14 protein-coding genes are annotated in these 17,068 nt (G+C 70.5%); 11 read left to right on the forward strand and 3 right to left on the reverse strand.

What is annotated here, in order from left to right:
- Window positions 1–136: 136 nt before the first annotated feature.
- Entirely contained in the window at window positions 137–1,834 is a 1,698-nt protein-coding gene (locus tag ACIBO2_RS32690) for a GAF domain-containing protein (protein ID WP_397301838.1), read from the forward strand.
- A 33-nt stretch (window positions 1,835–1,867) separates the two neighbouring features.
- On the opposite strand, the gene ACIBO2_RS32695 is transcribed toward ACIBO2_RS32690, so the two are convergent.
- Both ACIBO2_RS32695 and ACIBO2_RS32700 read right to left on the reverse strand, forming a co-directional pair.
- On the reverse strand, window positions 1,868–2,524 hold the full coding sequence (locus tag ACIBO2_RS32695; RefSeq protein ID WP_397301841.1) for a CBS domain-containing protein: 657 nt from the start codon (window positions 2,522–2,524) through the stop codon (window positions 1,868–1,870).
- 57 nt (window positions 2,525–2,581) lie between these two features.
- Window positions 2,582–3,424, reverse strand: coding sequence for a universal stress protein (locus tag ACIBO2_RS32700; RefSeq protein WP_397301844.1), 843 nt, complete (start codon window positions 3,422–3,424; stop codon window positions 2,582–2,584).
- A gap of 274 nt (window positions 3,425–3,698) precedes the next feature.
- Here ACIBO2_RS32700 and ACIBO2_RS32705 point away from each other — a divergent pair, with 274 nt between their 5' ends.
- The 5 genes from ACIBO2_RS32705 to ACIBO2_RS32725 all read left to right on the forward strand — a co-directional run bounded on the left by ACIBO2_RS32705 (window position 3,699) and on the right by ACIBO2_RS32725 (window position 12,627).
- Window positions 3,699–4,397, forward strand: coding sequence for a DUF305 domain-containing protein (locus ACIBO2_RS32705; protein WP_397301847.1), 699 nt, complete (start codon window positions 3,699–3,701; stop codon window positions 4,395–4,397).
- Window positions 4,398–4,565: 168 nt separating this feature from the next.
- Window positions 4,566–7,091: a cation-translocating P-type ATPase gene (locus ACIBO2_RS32710; RefSeq protein ID WP_397301850.1), complete on the forward strand. Its 2,526-nt coding sequence runs from the start codon at window positions 4,566–4,568 to the stop codon at window positions 7,089–7,091.
- A gap of 169 nt (window positions 7,092–7,260) precedes the next feature.
- Window positions 7,261–8,937, forward strand: coding sequence for an NAD(P)H-dependent oxidoreductase subunit E (locus ACIBO2_RS32715; RefSeq protein WP_397301853.1), 1,677 nt, complete (start codon window positions 7,261–7,263; stop codon window positions 8,935–8,937).
- A complete protein-coding gene (gene fdhF, locus ACIBO2_RS32720) occupies window positions 8,934–11,618 on the forward strand; it encodes a formate dehydrogenase subunit alpha (RefSeq protein WP_397301856.1) in 2,685 nt (894 codons plus the stop codon). The genes ACIBO2_RS32715 and fdhF overlap by 4 nt, the downstream gene beginning before the upstream one ends.
- Before the next feature lie 106 nt (window positions 11,619–11,724).
- Window positions 11,725–12,627, forward strand: coding sequence for a universal stress protein (locus tag ACIBO2_RS32725; protein ID WP_397301858.1), 903 nt, complete (start codon window positions 11,725–11,727; stop codon window positions 12,625–12,627).
- Between the two features lie 9 nt (window positions 12,628–12,636).
- On the opposite strand, the gene ACIBO2_RS32730 is transcribed toward ACIBO2_RS32725, so the two are convergent.
- A complete protein-coding gene (locus ACIBO2_RS32730) occupies window positions 12,637–13,623 on the reverse strand; it encodes an Acg family FMN-binding oxidoreductase (RefSeq protein WP_397301861.1) in 987 nt (328 codons plus the stop codon).
- A gap of 211 nt (window positions 13,624–13,834) precedes the next feature.
- On the opposite strand from ACIBO2_RS32730, the gene ACIBO2_RS32735 reads away from it, so the two are divergent.
- The 5 genes from ACIBO2_RS32735 to ACIBO2_RS32755 all read left to right on the forward strand — a co-directional run bounded on the left by ACIBO2_RS32735 (window position 13,835) and on the right by ACIBO2_RS32755 (window position 17,061).
- Entirely contained in the window at window positions 13,835–14,518 is a 684-nt protein-coding gene (locus ACIBO2_RS32735) for a CBS domain-containing protein (RefSeq protein WP_358543698.1), read from the forward strand.
- Window positions 14,519–14,520: 2 nt separating this feature from the next.
- Window positions 14,521–15,117 (forward strand): CBS domain-containing protein, encoded by a 597-nt coding sequence (locus ACIBO2_RS32740; RefSeq protein ID WP_358543695.1) that lies wholly within the window; start codon window positions 14,521–14,523, stop codon window positions 15,115–15,117.
- Window positions 15,118–15,122: 5 nt separating this feature from the next.
- Window positions 15,123–15,845 (forward strand): CBS domain-containing protein, encoded by a 723-nt coding sequence (locus tag ACIBO2_RS32745; protein WP_358543693.1) that lies wholly within the window; start codon window positions 15,123–15,125, stop codon window positions 15,843–15,845.
- A gap of 142 nt (window positions 15,846–15,987) precedes the next feature.
- Window positions 15,988–16,644, forward strand: a complete 657-nt coding sequence (locus ACIBO2_RS32750) for a pyridoxamine 5'-phosphate oxidase family protein (RefSeq protein ID WP_397301866.1) — start codon at window positions 15,988–15,990, stop codon at window positions 16,642–16,644.
- 15 nt (window positions 16,645–16,659) lie between these two features.
- Complete coding sequence (locus ACIBO2_RS32755) at window positions 16,660–17,061, forward strand: hypothetical protein (protein ID WP_358543689.1); 402 nt, start codon at window positions 16,660–16,662, stop codon at window positions 17,059–17,061.
- The last annotated feature ends 7 nt before the right edge of the window (window positions 17,062–17,068 follow it).

Consider the following 17,068-nt stretch of genomic DNA (forward strand, 5'->3'; position numbering starts at 1 on the left):
CGACGCAACCACCGCCACGGACGAGCCGCTGGACTGGCTACGCGCGGGGCAGGCGCTCCAGCTACCACGCGCCGCACGCCGCCCGGCCACCGAATCGGGGTAGGCGTCATGCCGTCCAGATGCCAAACTCGCGACTATGGCCGAGTCCGAGGGCAATCCCCTCATGCCGCACATGCGGCTGGATGACCTGCTGGCCGAGCTGCAGGTGCGGCTCAATGCCGTGCTGGCCACCCGGGATCGGGTGCACGCGCTGCTCGAAGCCGTCGTGTCGGTCGGCAGTGATCTTGACCTGGAGACGGTGCTGCGGCGCATCGTACGGACCGCGACCACGCTGGTGGATGCCAGTTACGGCGCGCTGGGGGTGGTCGGGCAGGACAATACCCTGCTCGAGTTCATCCCGGTCGGGTTGAGCGAGGAGGAGATCGCCCGCATCGAGCACTGGCCGCACGGGCTCGGGCTGCTCGGCCTGCTGATCAAGGACGCTCGCCCGCTGCGGCTCAAGCGGATCTCCGACCATCCCGAGTCCTACGGCTTCCCGCCCGGCCACCCGCCGATGGGCAGCTTCCTCGGTGTCCCGATCCGGGTACGCGACGAGGTGTTCGGCAACCTGTACCTGACCGAAAAACGCGACGGCGCCGAGTTCGACGACGAGGACGAGGCCATCGTCATCGCGCTCGCCACGGCGGCGGGCGTCGCGGTGGAGAACGCCCGCCTGTATGAGCAGACCCGACGGCGCGAGACCTGGCTGGAGGCCTCCGCCGAGATCACCACCAGCCTGCTGTCCGGCGACGACCCACACGAGGTGCTCACCCTGATGGCCCGCCGAGCCCGGCAGATGATCGACGCCGATCTGGTCCAGGTACTGCTACCCGACCGGTCCGGGCAGTCGTTGGCCGTCGCGGTCGCCGAAGGCTCAGGCGCCGAGGAGCTCATCGGCACAAGCTTCCACATCGCCAGCACGCTGGCGGGCGAGGTGTTCACCAACGGCGAACCGATGGTGGAGGGCGACATGCAGAGCGCTCCTTACCCCGACTCGCCACTGCGCAAGCTGGGCTACGGGCCAGGGCTCATGGTGCCCTTGGGGGCCGCGCCCGAGGTACGCGGCGTCCTGGCGGTGACCAAACGCTCGGGCCGGCTGCCGTTCAGCGGAGCCGACCAAAGGATGCTGCAGGCCTTCGCCGACCAAGCAGCCATCGCGCTGGAGCTGGCCGAGGCCCGCCGCGACGCCGAACGTCTCGGGCTGCTCGAAGACCGCGACCGCATCGCCAAAGACCTGCACGACGTGGTCATCCAACGCCTGTTCGCCACCGCCATGACGCTGATGAGCACCGTCCGCCTGGTAGACCGGCCCGAGGGCGCCAAACGCCTCCAGCACGCCATCGACGAACTGGATGGGACCATCCGGCAGATCCGCTCCTCCATCTTCGCCCTGCAGGCGCCCCGGGACGACAGCGAGCCCAGCCTGCGCGGACGCATCGTCGACCTCATCGAGGACGCCGGCAAACACCTGGGCTTCATGCCCGGCCTGCGCATGGAGGGCCAGATCGACAACCAGGTACCCGAACCCGTCGCCGAACACCTGCTGGCCGTCCTCCGCGAGGCCCTGTCCAACCTGGTACGCCACTCCAGGGCGGCCAAGTCCGATGTCTCCATCGAGGTTGACGGCAACGGGCTCACGCTCGTGGTATCGGACAACGGCGTCGGCATCGGGCAGGGCGGCCGTCGAAGCGGCCTGCGCAACATCGAGGAACGCGCCGCCCAGCTCGGCGGCTCCGCGAAGCTGGACGTACCGCGGCAGGGAGGCACGCGGCTGACCTGGACCGTACCCGTCTGAATCAGGCAGACGCACAAGCAGCCATCGCGGCTCCTACAGCAGTGGCGGGACGGTGATCTGGTCGGCCCTGTCGTAGGTCAGCTCCGAGACGACGTCGATCACGCCCTCCACCCGGCGGATCTCCTCCACCAACCGGATGGCCTCGGAGCCGCGAGTCACCCGGCCGCTGAGCCGCACCACACCACCGGAGACGCCTGCCGACACCGACCTCAGGTCACCGATCACGGCCCTGATCTCTCTCTCCAGCTCGCCCGTCGAACGGCTGAAGACGCGCAGCACGTCTGATCGGTGCAAGGTGCCGGTGATGCGCCCGGTGACCACGTCGATCACCGGCAACTGCTTGATCCGCTTGTCGTGCATCAGCCGCGCCGCCTCACGAACCGAGGTTCCCGGGGTCACCGTGATCGCGGGCGTGCTCATGAGCGCCGACGCGGTGATCGCGGCCGCCTTCTCCTGCTCCGCACGCCGCTTACGGCCGTCGAAGATCGAGGCACTGCGCCGTACCGGGCCCGTCTCCTTGAGCAACAGGTCGTCTTCGGAAACGACCCCCACAGGACGGCCATCGGCATCGATCACGCTGACCGCCCCCAGGGTGTACCGGCGCATCGTACGTACGATCTCGGCGAACGACGCGTCCTCCCGAACCGCGATGGCGACGTTCCTCATGACATCCTTGACCTTGATGGACATCTCTGCCTCCTCATCTCTCTGGTAACGCCGCCACGGGTGGCATGGGCGAACGTCCCTCTACGCGCGCACCACCGCCACCGGGCAACGGGTGTGGTGCAGGACGCCGCGACTGACCGAGCCGAGCAGCATCGCGCTCACCGTGCCGTGGCCGTGCGAGCCCACCACCAGCAGATCGGCTCCGGCGGACGCGTCGGTGAGCGCTTCCACCGGCAGCGCCGGCCGAACGTCCTCAACAACCGTCACCTGCGGGTAACCCCCCGTGAACATTCCCACCCGATCACGGACGATCTGCTGCTGCGCGCCACGAACCTCATCCATCTCGTACGGCACCCCCGGCGCGTACGCATGCACCGGCAACTGCCAGGCATGCACCACCCTCAGCACCGCCCCCCGCAGCCCGGCCTGCCCAAAGGCGTAGGCCAGCGCGGGCTCGCACCCGGGCGAGTCATCCACACCCACCACCACCTCCCCGCGAACCGGCCGGTGATCGCCACGCACGACCACAACGGGACAACCCACATGACCCGCCACATGCGTACTGACCGAACTCAGCAACGCACCGGCGAACCCCCCGAGCCCACGGCTACCGAGCACGATCTCAGCCGCCCCCTTGGCCTGCTCACGCAACACCTCAGCCGGCGCGCCCTCGATGTCCCACGTCGTGACCTCGACCTCAGGCTGACGCTCATGAGCCAGCGCCAGCGCCTCCCGCAGAATCCGCTGCCCCTCCCGCAACAGCGCGTCAGGCACCGCGGCATTGGGGAACCTGCCGATCTGATACGGCGAACGGTCCACGGCATGCACGATCCGCAACGACTCCCCCATCCGCAGAGCGTCATTGACCGCCCACTCCACCGCGGCCCGCGCAACCATCGAGCCATCCACCCCCACGACGATCATGATTTCCTTCCTCCGTCACCTCTCCATCCGACCCGCTCACACAGCCTCGGTGCAGGGCCGGAAGTCCGTCAGGCAAGAGCCGAAGGACCCTGTTCGCCCCAGTGACGGGTGAGCAGCATCGGTGACACCGCGGCCATTCACCCGCAAACCTCACCAAAGGGCCCGGTTGGTGGCCTTGGTCCGGGCCATCCGGGTCTTATGACCCTGTGCCGGGCACCGAGCTTCCCTCAGCGTGGGTAGCGGAGAACCCCTCGATGAGAGTTCGGAGGCCGAGATGAAACGCTCGATACTGGTCGGAATCACGGCCGGATCGCTGCTGGCGGCAACCGCGGCGACCGGCATCGCCATGGCTACCGCCGACGATGCCATCGGGCGGCAGGCGGCCGGGCAGTCCACCGTCTGCCAGACCGGCTGGGGCATGATGGGGCCAGGCGGCCCGATGCACGGCGTGCGGGTGAGCGACGAGGCTGCTTATCTGACCCAAATGGTCGCCCACCACCAGGAAGCGGTGGCCGCGGCCAAGCAACTGCAGCGCTCGGGCCGGGCCCAGATGCGCGCCCTGGGCGCCTCGATCGTCGCCACGCAGAACGCCGAGATCGCCACCATGAACACGTGGCTGGCCACCTGGTATCCGGGGCGGGCGACGGGCACCCGCTACCAGCCGATGATGCGCGACCTGTCCAAGCTGTCCGGCGATGCCCTGGATGAGACGTTCCTGTGCGACATGATTCCGCACCACATGACCGCGATCATGATGTCCCAGTACCTGCTGGCCTCCGGCCACGCCCAGCATCCGCGGGTCGCCACCCTCGCCGCCAAGATCCGCGACACCCAGCACGCCGAGATGTTCCAGATGCAGCGGTATCTGGCCGACTGGTTCGGCGGTTCGACCATGCCCGGCCACATGTGGGGTCGGCCGGGCGGGTCCTCACCGACGTCGTGGCCGGGCATGGGCGGAATGATGGGCTGGTGAACGCGGCCTGGCAGGCACCGCCGCTTGTGCGAGACACCTGCCATTCGGCCCTGTCCGAATGGGACTTTCGTTGCTGGTTTGACAGCTCGTCACCTGCGAGAACAGGTAGGGAAAGGATGCGGTGCCCCGATGCGGCCGACCGGACGACGACAGATCAGAGAGGAAGACATGGTGATACCCGCACCCTCTGGGTTGTCGTCCGCGGAGGCGGCCGTGCGTCTGGAGCGGGACGGGGCCAACCTGCTCCCGCAGAAGCCGCCCGTTCCGTTGTGGCGGCGGGTGCTCGCCCAGCTTCGCGATCCGCTGATCGTCGTCCTGCTCGTGGCGGCGGCGTTGACCATCGTCTCGGGCGACTGGGCCGACACCGCCGTCATCATGCTCGTGGTCGTGGTAAACACCTCCGTCGGGGTCGCGCAGGAGATCCGCGCTGACCGGGCCATCACGGCATTGTCCGAGCTCACGGCCCCGGTGGCCCGCGTGGTCCGCGACGGGTCCCAGGCGCGGATCCCGGCGGCCGAGGTCGTCGTGGAAGATCTGCTGGTGCTGGCCGAAGGCGACGTCATCGTGGCCGACGCCAGAGTGGTGGAGTCGGCGGCATTGCTCATCGACGAGTCGTCCTTGACCGGCGAGTCGGCGCCGGTGGACAAGGCCGACGGCGATCCGGTCTCCTCGGGCACCGTCGTGGTGAGAGGGCGTGGCCGGGCCATGGTCACGGCCGTCGGGGCGGCCAGCGCGAGCGGCCGTATCGCGTCCATGATGGTCAAGGGAGCCGGTCTGACGCCGTTGCAACAGCGGCTCATGGGGGTGGGCCGCTTGCTGGCCGGCGTCACGGTGTTGCTGTCCGCGGTGGTGCTGGCCCTGGGGCTGGTCCGTGGGCAACCGGTCGAGCTGATGGTGGTGACCGCGATCAGCCTGGTGGTCGCGGCCGTGCCCGAGTCGCTGCCCGCCGTCGTGACCTTGAGCCTGGCCTTGGGAGCTCGCCGGATGGCCGCGCGCGACGCTCTCGTACGAAGGCTGCCCGCCGTGGAAACGCTGGGCTCGGTGACGGTGCTCGCCACCGACAAGACCGGGACTCTCACTGAGGGCCGGATGGTCGCCCGGCACGTCTGGACCCCCATGGGGGAGGCCACGATAACCGGCTCCGGATACGCGCCCGACGGCGAGGTCGTGGTCGACGGCTCGCCGGGCGGAGCGGGCCTCACCGACCTGCTGACGGCGGCCGTACTGTGCAATGACGCGCGATTGTCGCCGCCGCGGGACGCCGGCGAGGAGTGGACGGCGCTGGGCGACCCGACCGAGGCGGCCTTGCTCGCCGCCGCCGCCAAGCTCGGCCTGGACCGCAAGGAACTGCAGGGGCGTTTCCCGCGCGTCGCCGAGCGTCCCTTCGACAGTGAACGCAAGCGGATGACCACCGGGCACCGCCTGCCCGATGGCGGGGGCCGAGTGATCTGCAAGGGAGCACCCGAAGCGCTGCTCCGTCCCGCTGTCCTGATCGACGACCCGGCACTGCTGGCCCGCGCGGCCGAACGGGCCGAGCAACTCGCCCAGGCGGGATACCGGGTCCTGGCGGTGGCCGGCGCCGACCTGGACACCGTTCCGGAAACAGCGCGGGAGAGCGGCTTGTCGCTGCTCGGACTGGTCGCGATCCTGGATCCGCCGCGTCCGGCGGCCTCCGCCGCGATCGCCGCCTGCAAGCAGGCCGGCATAAGACCGCTCCTCATCACCGGCGATCACCCCGGGACCGCTCGAGCCGTCGCCACCGAGCTGGGCATCATCACCGCCGGCGACCCGGTCGTGGACTGCCGGGATCCCGGAGCACCCGGCCAGGCCGCGGCCGGGGTGTACGCCCGTGCCACCCCGGAACAGAAGCTCGAGATCATCGAGGAGCTGCGGAAGCGCGGCGAGACCCTCGCCATGACGGGTGACGGCGTCAACGACGGACCGGCGCTACGCCGTGCCGACATCGGCGTGGCCATGGGAAGACGCGGCACCGAGGTCGCCCGCCAGGCCGCCGACCTCGTGCTCGCCGACGACAACCTGGACACCGTTGTCGCGGCCGTCGAGGAGGGCCGCCGCGTCTACGCCAACATTCGCCGGTTCCTGGTCTACGGCCTCTCGGGCGGGGCCGCCGAGATCGCGGTGATGCTGCTGGGGCCGTTCGCCGGCCTCGCGCTCCCCCTGCTTCCCGCCCAGATCCTGTGGATCAACCTGCTCACGCACGGACTGCCGGGCGTGGCCCTCGGCGGCGAGCCGGCCGTGCCCGGAGCCATGACCACCCCACCACGGCCGCCCTCCCAGAGCATCCTGGGCGCCGGGCTGTGGCAGCGCGTGATCCGGATCGCCGTCGTCCTGACCGCCGTCACTCTGGGCGTCGCCGTCTGGGCCCACCAGACGGGGCGTCCGTGGCAGAGCATGGCCTTCTTCGCACTCGGCGCCACCCAGCTCGGCGTCGCGCTCGGTTCCCGCACCAGGCCCGGCTCGCTGGCCAACCCCATGCTGCTGCTCGCCGTCGCGGGTGCGTTCGTCCTGCAGCTCGCCGGACTGTACGTGCCGCCGCTGCGCGAGCTGCTCGGCACCGAACCGCTGCCTCTGGGCGAGCTGTTGATCGTCACCGCGCTGTCCGCCCTCGGCTACGCCGCCGTCCGGCTTGATCGCATCCTGCATCCCTCCCGCCCGCCGGTGAAATCGCACTGACCGGGACGGGGCGAGCCGCTCATGGTGAGCCCGGCCATCATCAGCCGGCGTTTCCGGCCCTCGTCGAGCGTGCCGCCGATGCCGGTCAACGGCCATCGTGGGCGTGACCTTGCCCAATGATGACGAGCGCCTGCGTGTGACTCACAGGTGTGGGGTCATGATGGGGAACATGGGGTCAGGCAGCCGATTCGACGCTTTCCGTGCCCTGGCTGAGCGTCGTGGGCGTCCTGGCGTTCGGCTGCTGGAGTCTTTGTCCGAGGCGGCGAAGGCTGGGCGGGGACCCGCGGAGGCGTGGGCGCCCGAGGTAGCCGAGCGGTTCGGCCTGCCGGCGGCGTCGGGGCTCGGGCCGGCCACCTTCTACGCCGACCTGGCGGCTCCGCACGGTCACCGTCATGTGCGGATCTGTACCGCCGCGGCCTGTTTCGCCGCCCGGGCGGGCCGGCATCTTTCCGAGGTGGAGGGAGTGCTCGGCGTTCGGGCGGACCAGGTCGACGCGGACGGGGAGGTCTCGCTGCAGAGCGTCCGCTGTCTTGGCTACTGCTATACGGGCCCTGCCTGTCTCGACGGCGACACGCCGTGTACCGGCCCGACGCTCGCCGACCAGCTCTCCGGCCGCGCGGAACCCCAGGCTCCCCCGATACCGGCCCTCGACGCCACCGGCGCTCCCGTGCTGCTGGCCGGTGTCGTCGAGGGAGCTGACGCCTGGCAGGTGTGGCCCGGCGTCGTGCGGACGCGCACGCCCGAGCGGGTCCTTGCCGAGGTGTCGGTCTCCGGGCTGCGCGGGCGCGGCGGAGCGGGCTTCCCGGTGGCCGCCAAGTGGGCCGCCGCGGGGGGTTCGCCTGACACGGTGGTGGTGGCCAATGGCGATGAGGGTGATCCGGGTTCGTACGCCGACCGGCTGTTGATGGAGGCTGATCCGGGACGGGTCCTGGAGGGGCTGGCGCTGGCGTGTTTCGCCTGCGGGAGCCGCCGTGGCGTGGTGCTGGTCCGGTCGGAGTATCCACGCGCGCTGGCCCGGATGCGGATCGCGGTCGAGCGGGCGCGAGCCGACGGGCATCTGGGGCGGCGGATCCACGGCACTGATGTCGATCTCGATGTCGAGGTGGTCGCCGGCTCGGGCTCTTATGTCGCGGGTGAGGAGACCGCCCTCGTCGCCGGGCTCGAAGGGGGGCGCGGCTGTGCCCGGCCGCGTCCGCCGTACCCCACGCGGCGAGGGCTGTGGGATGTCCCGACGGTGGTCAACAACGTCGAGACGCTGGCCGCGGTCCCGTGGATCATCGCTCACGGCGGGGACGCCTACGCCGCACGCGGCACACCGTCGGAGACCGGCACGAAGCTGGTCTGCCTGTCGGAACGGTTCGCTCGGCCTGGCTGCTACGAGGTCGAGCTGGGCATGCCGGTGCTCAGGATCGTCGCCGAGCTGGGCGGCGGCCCGCGTGAGGGTTCGGAGTTGACGGTTGTGCAGGTCGGCGGGCCTCTGGGCGGGTTTCTCGCCGCCGACCAGCTCGACGTGCCGCTGTCGGAGGCGGGCCTGGCCGGCCGTGGCGCGGCGCTCGGTCATGCCGGACTGGTCGCCTTCGACCAGCATGTCGAGCCCGAGCAGGTGCTGCGGCATCTGTGGGAGTTCGCCGCCGCTGAGAGCTGCGGGGCCTGCTCGCCGTGCCGGGTCGGGTCCCGGCGCGGCTTGGAGATCGTCCGGAGCGGCGCACCGCCAGGTGAGGAGTACGCGCGGCTGCTCCGGGTCATGGGTGAGGCCAGCCTGTGTGCCTTCGGTCGGCGAGTACCGGCGGCGGTACGCGCTCTCGCCCGCGCCTACGGCGAGCGGCCGGCGGGGTGGGACCGGTGAGAGTTCGGGTCGACGGTGTGACCGCTCACGTGGCGGATGACGCCTCGGTGCTCGATGCCGTGCGCGCGGTAGGCGGCGAGTTGCCCACGTTGTGCCACGATGATCGGCTGACTGCGGTCGGCTCCTGCCGTACGTGCCTGGTGAGATCCGGCGGAAAGGTGGTGGCCGCGTGCGTGACCCCGGCCACCGACGGCGCCCTGATCGAGGTCGCGGCCGACGATCTGCGGACGCTGCGCCGCGAGGCGGTCGAGCTGATCGTCTCGGCTCTGCCGTCCTACGCTCTTATCGGTGACGCCGGCGGCGGCGAACTGTCCAGGGTCTGCCAATCGCTGGGGATCGCGCCGCGGGCCGCCCGAGGGCTCGGCGGCCGGGGACGCGATGACAGCCACCCCTACGTCCACCTCGACCGGGACCTGTGCATCGCCTGCGGCCGGTGTGTGCGGATGTGCGCCGAGGTGCAGGGCACTTTCGCGCTCACCCTGGTGGGGCGGGGTTCCGACACAGTGGTGGCGCCCGGCACCGGCGGAGCGTGGGCGGACTCCGATTGCGTCGCCTGTGGTGGCTGCGTCGACACCTGCCCCACCGGCGCGCTCACCGAGCCCGGCCTGCCCATCGGCGGCAGCGCACCGGAGGCGGCACATACCCGCACCACGTGTGGCTACTGCGGGGTGGGCTGCTCGCTGGACGTGCTCACCCGCGACGGCGAGGTGGTCGCGGTGCTGCCCGATCGCGACGGCCCGGTCAACCGCGGGCACGCGTGCGTCAAGGGCCGCTTCGCCCACGGCTTCCTGCGCTCGCCCGAGCGCCTCACCCGGCCGCTGCTGCGCCGCGCCGGCCGGCTGGAGCCGGTGAGCTGGCACGACGCTCTCGAACACGTCGCCCGAGGACTACGGGCCGCGGTCGCCGCGGGTGGCCCCGACGCGGTGGCGGCGATCTCCTCGGCTCGGGCGACCAACGAGGAGAACTACCTGATCCAGAAGTTCATGCGCGTCGTGATCGGCACCAACAACGTCGACAACTGCTCCAGGCTGTGCCATGCCCCATCAGCCGCCGGGCTGACCGCGACGTTCGGCCTGTCCGGGGGCACCGACCGCTTCGACGACGTGGAGACGGCCGACTGCCTGCTGCTGGTGGGCGCCAACCCCGTCGAGGCGCACCCGGTGGTCGGCGCGCGGCTGCTCCAGCGGGTCCTGCGCGGTGCACGGCTCGTCGTGGCGGATCCCCGGATGGTCGGCCTGGCCCGCTACGCCGACGTTCACCTGCGGCCCCGGCCCGGCACCAACGTCGCCCTCTTCCACGGGCTGGCCCACGTGCTGCTCGCCGAGGGCCTGATCGATGAGGAGTTCCTGCGCCGCCGAGCCACCGGCCTGCCGGAGCTCACCACTCTGCTGGCGGACTACTCCCCGGACCGGGCGGCCGAGATCACCGGCGTCCCCGCCGACGACATCGTCGCCGCCGCCCGGCTCTTCGGCCGGGCCGAACGACCGGCGATCATCTACGGACTGGGCGTCACCGAACACCTGCACGGCACCGACGGAGTGCGCACCCTGGCCAACCTGGCGATCCTGCGCGGAGCGGTCGGGACCGGCAGCGGCTTCGGCGTGAACCCACTGCGCGGCCAGAACAACGTCCAAGGCGCCTCCGACATGGGCGCGCTCCCGGACCTCCTGCCCGGATACGGGAAGGTCACCGACCCCGCCGCCCGTGCCCGAGCCGAGCAGGTATGGGGTAGGCCGGTCCCCCGGCGACCCGGACTGCGCATCCCGGAGATGTTCGGCGCCGCACGCGCCGGGGAACTACGGGCGCTGTGGGTCATCGGAGAAGACGTGTGCGCCACCGACCCGGACAGTACGCACGTCATCCAGGCGCTGGAGGCCTGCCCGCTCGTCGTCTGCAACGAGCTGTTCCTGTCCGAGACCGCCCGCAGGGCCGACGTCGTGCTCCCGGTCGCGTCCTGGCTGGAGAAGGAGGGCACCTTCGTCAACTTCGACCGTCGCTTCCAAAGGGTGCGAGCCGCCCTCGGCCCGCCGGGAGAGGCGATCACCGATTTCGAGGTCGTCCACGCGCTCGCCGCGGTGCTCGGCGCCGAGCTGGGATGTCCCACGCCGGCGGAGGCGCTGGCCGAGTGCGGCCGAATCGCTCCCGTCTTCGCGGGGCTGTCTCATGAGCGCCTCGACCGCGAAGGCGCTGTCGCGTGGCCGTGTCCGGACCCCGACCGGCCCGGACAGGCCACCCTCTACCGAGAACGCTTCGCCACACCCGACGGCCGGGCTCAGCTCAGCGCCGCGCCCTATCTGCCGCCGGGCGAGCAGCCTGACGACCGTTACCCTCTGGTGCTGATCACGGGACGGCGCTGGGCGCACTACAACTCCGGCGGCATGACCCGGCGCACGGACAATCTCCGGCTCGACTCCGTGGACAGGCTCGACGTCCACCCCGCCGACGCGGCCCGCCACGGTCTGCGCGACGGCGACCCCGTCGTGGTGGAGAGCCGCCACGGCCGGGCCAGGCTGGTCACCCGCACCACCGACGACATGGCGCCTGGCCAGCTCTTCTGCGCCTTCCACTTCCCCGCCGGCGGCGTCAACACCCTCATCTCCGGGTGGGGTGACACCGTGACGTCGTGCCCCGAATACAAGGTCACCGCCGTGCGGCTGACAGCGCCGTCCGGGGTGGACTAAGGCAAGCGAGACAGGGCCAAGAGTTTCATCGCCCATGGGTCTCATCTCATCGGCTTGGGGGAAATGCCGCATGGACCGAGAAATTCCTCTTCCAGGAGGCGGCGCGGTGAGCGATCGATACGCTGGTCGGCCCATTCTGGTCGGCTACGACGATTCGCCTGGCAGCCATGAGGCGCTGCACTGGGCGGTCGAAGAGGCGCGGCTGCGTGGACTACCCGTACTGGTCTGTCATGCTTTGCACTGGCCCTATGTGCTCAGGCCTGTCGCACAGGAGGTCCTGACGCAGATCGAGCAAGTCGCCCTCGCCGTCGTGGACGAGGGCGTCCACCGTGCCCGGGCCCTGGCTCCGGAGGTGGATGCCCAGCCGCTGCTGGGGAGAGGTACCCCCTCGGCCGTGCTCCTGGAGGCCACGCGCGAGGCGGAGATGACCGTGCTCGGGTCGCGCGGGCGGGGCGGGTTCGACGGCCTTCAGGTGGGGTCGGCCGCCGTGCAGGTGCCCGCGCACAGTGTCAGGCCGGTCGTCGTCGTACGGCCCCTCCCGCGACGGAGCGGCCAGGACGTCCGGATCGTGGTCGGCATCGACGGCTCACCCGCGAGCCTGGCGGCCTTCGATCTCGCTCTGGACGAGGCCGCGCTGCGCGGCGGCTCCCTGACGGCCCTGTGCTGCTGGGGAGATTGCCGATCATCGTCGTGGCAGGAGCCGCTTCCCTTCGTGGATTCGCACGCGCTGCGCAAGGGAGCGGAAGCCCGCTTCTATGAGGTCGCGTCCCAGCTGGCTCGCAGGCACCCCGATGTACCGGTCACGGCGGACTTCGTGACCGAGCGGCCCCAGCGCGCGCTGATCGACGCGACCAAGGACGCCACGCTCCTTGTGCTCGGCAACCGGGGAAACGAATCACCCGCCTGCCTTCTGCTGGGACCGGTCACCCAGACCGCGCTGCTCGAAGCCTGGTGCCCGGTCGCGGTGACCCCCACCGTCAATCTGAGACCGCTGTTCCCACCGGGATGAACCCGGTCCTCATGCCAGCATGTCGGGCAGCGGACGCCGGACGGATTCCTTGTCGTCGAAGGTGATCCCGAGCCGCATGATCATCTGTGGATACTCCTGCGAGCACACCTCCTGCCTGAGGAACTCCCGCAGGTGGTGCATCTCCAGCGCCTGGGTGTGGAAGGCGGCGCTGACACCGTACGCGGAGGCGTGCAGAAGGACGCTTTGCAGTGCCTGTCCCGTCGCGATCCATTCCTGTCGGGTGTCGCCCTGGGTGGTGAGCAGGGCCACGACTCCGGTGGCCGTGGAGGCGCGCTGGTCCGCTTGGCTGCCCCAGTCGTGGCGCCAGGCGTAGTCGCGCTGCGGGAAGTGCGGGTCAGTCCGGGCCGCACGGCGCGGGTAACCCTCGGCCGGCACGCCGTCCTTGCGGACGCTGCCCGGTGGCCGCGCCCAGCGGATCACTTCCAGGCTGAGCACCCGGTCCTGGGCCTGCGCCGCCTGCGCGGCCTGGGTGAGCGCCGCGATGATGCTCACCGCGGCGGGCGAGCCGACCGGCGTCAGCCTGGCCCCCTCGCTCCTCGCGTCCTTGACCAGCCCATCGACCAGCCGCTCGGGCACGGGCAGGTCGGTGAACCCGGCCCGATGGGTGCGGCGCCGCTCGATCTCCGCGCCGAGCGCCCGCGTGTGCTGGTCGGCCTCCAGTTCCGTGCCCACGCTGATCGTGGCCAGCAACGAAGGACGGTCCGGGTCCGGCAGCACACGGACGGACGGCTCATAACCCGCGCATCGCAGCGCCGTACGGATGGTGAAAAGGGCGGCTCCGCAACTGATCAGCAGTTCCCTGCCGGTGCTGTCGCCGAAGAGCAGCTTCCTGTCGGTGTCGGCCCGCAGACTGATCTCCGCACCGGACACGCCGAAGGACCAGGGCTGCGTGTTGTGCACGGAAGGGGCCCAGCGAGCGGCCTTCAGTGCCGCCTGGATGGCATGCTCCCGATGCTGTGCCGTACGAGTGGCCATGACAGCGCCTCCGATCGGTGACGACCCCAGCGCATCACATCGGGGAGGCAGCGGGGCAGGGCCGAAGGTCCCACCTCGTTAGAGGCCTCGGCCCGCCGCGCCGCCCGCATTGACCAACGACCATCGCCGTCGGGACTTACGGCCCTACCAGGCGCGCCGCCGTCGGAGCTGTGATGAAGGTACAACAACAGCCGAGGAGAAGGGCTGAGCCGTGAAGCGCAGGACCGTCGCCGACGTGATGACCGACAAGGTCGTCACGGTCACCGCGAGAACCCCGTTCAAGGACATCGCCGAGACCCTGATCGCCGGCGGCATCAGCGCCGTCCCGGTGATCGACGACGACGGCCACGTCATCGGCATGGTGTCGGAGGCCGACCTGCTGCGCAAGGAGGAGTTCCGCGAGCAGTTCTACCGGGAGGGCTACCAGCCGCCGCTGCGCGCCCGGCTGCGCCACCCCAAAGGCAGGAAGAAGGCCGCCGGTGACACCGCGGCCGAGCTGATGACCAGCCCGCCGATCACCATCTCGCCCCAGGCCCCGGCCGTCTCCGCCGCCCGGCTGATGGACGCCCACGACGTCAAGCGGCTCGCGGTCGTCGACCAGGACGGCCGGCCGGCCGGCATCGTCTCCCGCCGCGACCTGATCAAGCTGTTCCTGCGCTCCGACGACGACATCGCCGCCGAAGTGCGCGAGGACATCCTCGACCGAGGACTGTGGGTGGACACCTCAGGCGTCGTCGTCCAGGTACGCCACGGCGTGGTGACACTGAGCGGCCAGATGGACCGCAAGACCGAGACCGCGATCGCCGTACGAATGACCGGCCGGGTCAACGGCGTGGTCGACGTCATCGACGAGCTCACCTGGAAACACGACGACTCCACCTGGGAGGCCAGATAGCCATGCTCGTGCGCGAGGTCATGAGCAGCCCGGCCATCACCGTACGCCGCACCGACCCGGTACGGCAGGCCATCCGGTCACTGCACGGCCACGACATCACCGCCGCCCCCGTCGTCGACGACGCCGACCGCCTGGTCGGCGTCGTCAGCGAGCTCGACCTGCTGCGCGGCGAGTTCGAGCCCGACCCGCGAGCATCGGTACGGCCCGTCGATCCGTCCGCCGAACCGCCGCCCCGCCGGGTCATGGAGGTCATGACCCGCGAGGTCGTCACGGTGACCGAGACCACCGACGTCACCGCGGCCATCGATCTGATGGTGGGCAAGCGGATCAAGAGTTTGCCGGTCGTACGGGGTGAGCGGATCGTGGGCATGCTCAGCCGCCGCGACCTGATGGCGATGCTCGCCCGTTCGGACGAGCGGCTGCGCACGGACGTGATCGCCGCGCTGCGCGAGCACTACCCCTTCGGCCCCAGCTGGGACGTCGCCGTCCGCGACGGCGTGGCCCAGCTGAGCGGGCCACCCCACCAGCACGCCGACCACATCGCCGACGTGCTGGCCCGCACCGTGCCGGGCATCGTCCGGGTCAGACACCTGAGGTGATCGCCATGAGAATGACCGTCCAGGACGTGATGACCACCGACGTGGCCGCCGTCAACCACCAAGCCTCCTTCCACACCGTCGCCGACCTGCTCATCAGCAAAGCCGTCAGCGGCATGCCCGTCCTCGACGACGACGACCACGTGCTCGGCGTCATATCCGAGGCCGACCTGCTGGCCAAGGAGGAATTCAAGGAGCTCTACTACGACGACGCCTACCGGCCGCCGCTACGCGCCCGCATCCGCCACGTCATGGGCAGCGAGGGCACCCGCTCCTACAAGGCGCTCGGCGAGACCGCCGGCGAGCTGATGACCGCACCCGCCCACGTCACCACACCCGATTCCCCCATCGTGCTGGCCGCCCGCCTCATGGACACCCACGGCGTCAAGCGGCTGCCCGTCATCGACGCCGACGGCAGGCTGGTCGGCATCGTCAGCCGCCGCGACCTGCTCAAGGCGTTCGTCCGCGCCGACGAGGAGATCCGCGAGCTGGTGCTGGCCGGGATCCCGACCAGCACCATGTGGACTGACCCGAAGGGCCTGGACGTCAAGGTGACCGAAGGCGTCGTCACCTTGAACGGGATCGTCAGCAGGCACACCGAAGCCATCTCCGCCGTCCGCATGGCCGAGAGCATCGACGGCGTCGTCGCCGTCCATGACGAGCTCATCTGGAAGCACGACGACGTCCTCGAAGTCCCGATGTGGGGCGGCGCCCCCGCGAGCCCGCCATGAACCCATGGGCGCTGTCCTGCGGGCGTTTCGATCCGGCTTCCGAGCGCGAGGCGCTGTGCACGCTGGGCAACGGCCGTTTCGCCACGCGCGGCGCGACCCCTTTTCCCGCGAGCCTTTCACCAGGCGGCAAGGAGAACCCATCATGACAAGCACCGGCGACCTCGGACGTCGCATCACCTATCACCGCGTGCGACTCGGCCTGACCCTCGACCAGGTCGCCGAACGCGCGGAGATGTCCCCCGGCTACCTCCAGTACCTGGAGGAACGTCCCGGCACACCCACCGCGGAAACCATGTACCGCCTGGCCGGAGCTTTGGAGACCACCGTCGACGACCTCCTCGGCGGAGGTGTCGATCGGCCGCCCGGCCGTGGCCGCGCCAAGGCGGCTCCGACTCTGGAGAGTCTGGACCCCGAAGAATGCCTCAAGCTGATCGAGCCCGGCGGCATCGGCCGGGTGGCCTTCAACGGCTCCCACGGCCCGACCGTCCTGCCCGTCAACTACAGACTCCACCACGGCTTCATCGTCTTCCGCACCGCGCCAGGCGGCCCCATGGACCAGGACCTGCGCACCGGCGTGGAAGGCGTGGAGATCAAGGTCGGGTTCGAGGTGGACCGGATCGACGACGCCCAGCGCGAGGGATGGAGCGTCCTGATCCAGGGCCCCGCCCACCACATATCCCCCGGCGAACTGTCAGAGGTCACCGAATCCGACGTCACCCCGTGGGCGGGCGGCGAGCGGCAGCTGTACATCCGCATCGTCCCGCACCAGATCACGGGCCGCCGCATCCACCACCTTTGACCGTCATGGTTCCTGATGCCCCGCGCGGACGGCGGCCACGCGGTCGCGACCGCGTCGTCGGCCAGCAACCTCTCCGTATCCGCCAAGAGCGCGCACCCGGACGCTGCCGCGGCGTTCCTGAACTTCGCGGCCGGCCCGGAGGCCGCGCGGATCGCCGTGGACCACACCACGATGCCGCTGCTCGCCGCCGTCGAACCGGCCGGCGACGACCCGCTGTTCGCCGACGACGTCGCCGCCGCGGCTCAGCTCTCGGCCGACGATGCCTCCGTCCCGTACCTCGACTGGGCCACGCCGACCCTGCTCACCACGATCCAGACGCAGATGCAGGACCTGCTCGCCGGCAAGGTCCAGCCGGAGGCGGTCGTCCGATCGGCGCAGGCCGACTACGACAAGTTCCAGCAGACGCTGGGGAAGTAGCCGCGCC

The organism is Nonomuraea sp. NPDC050022, assembly GCF_044460705.1.
Classification (GTDB): domain Bacteria; phylum Actinomycetota; class Actinomycetes; order Streptosporangiales; family Streptosporangiaceae; genus Nonomuraea.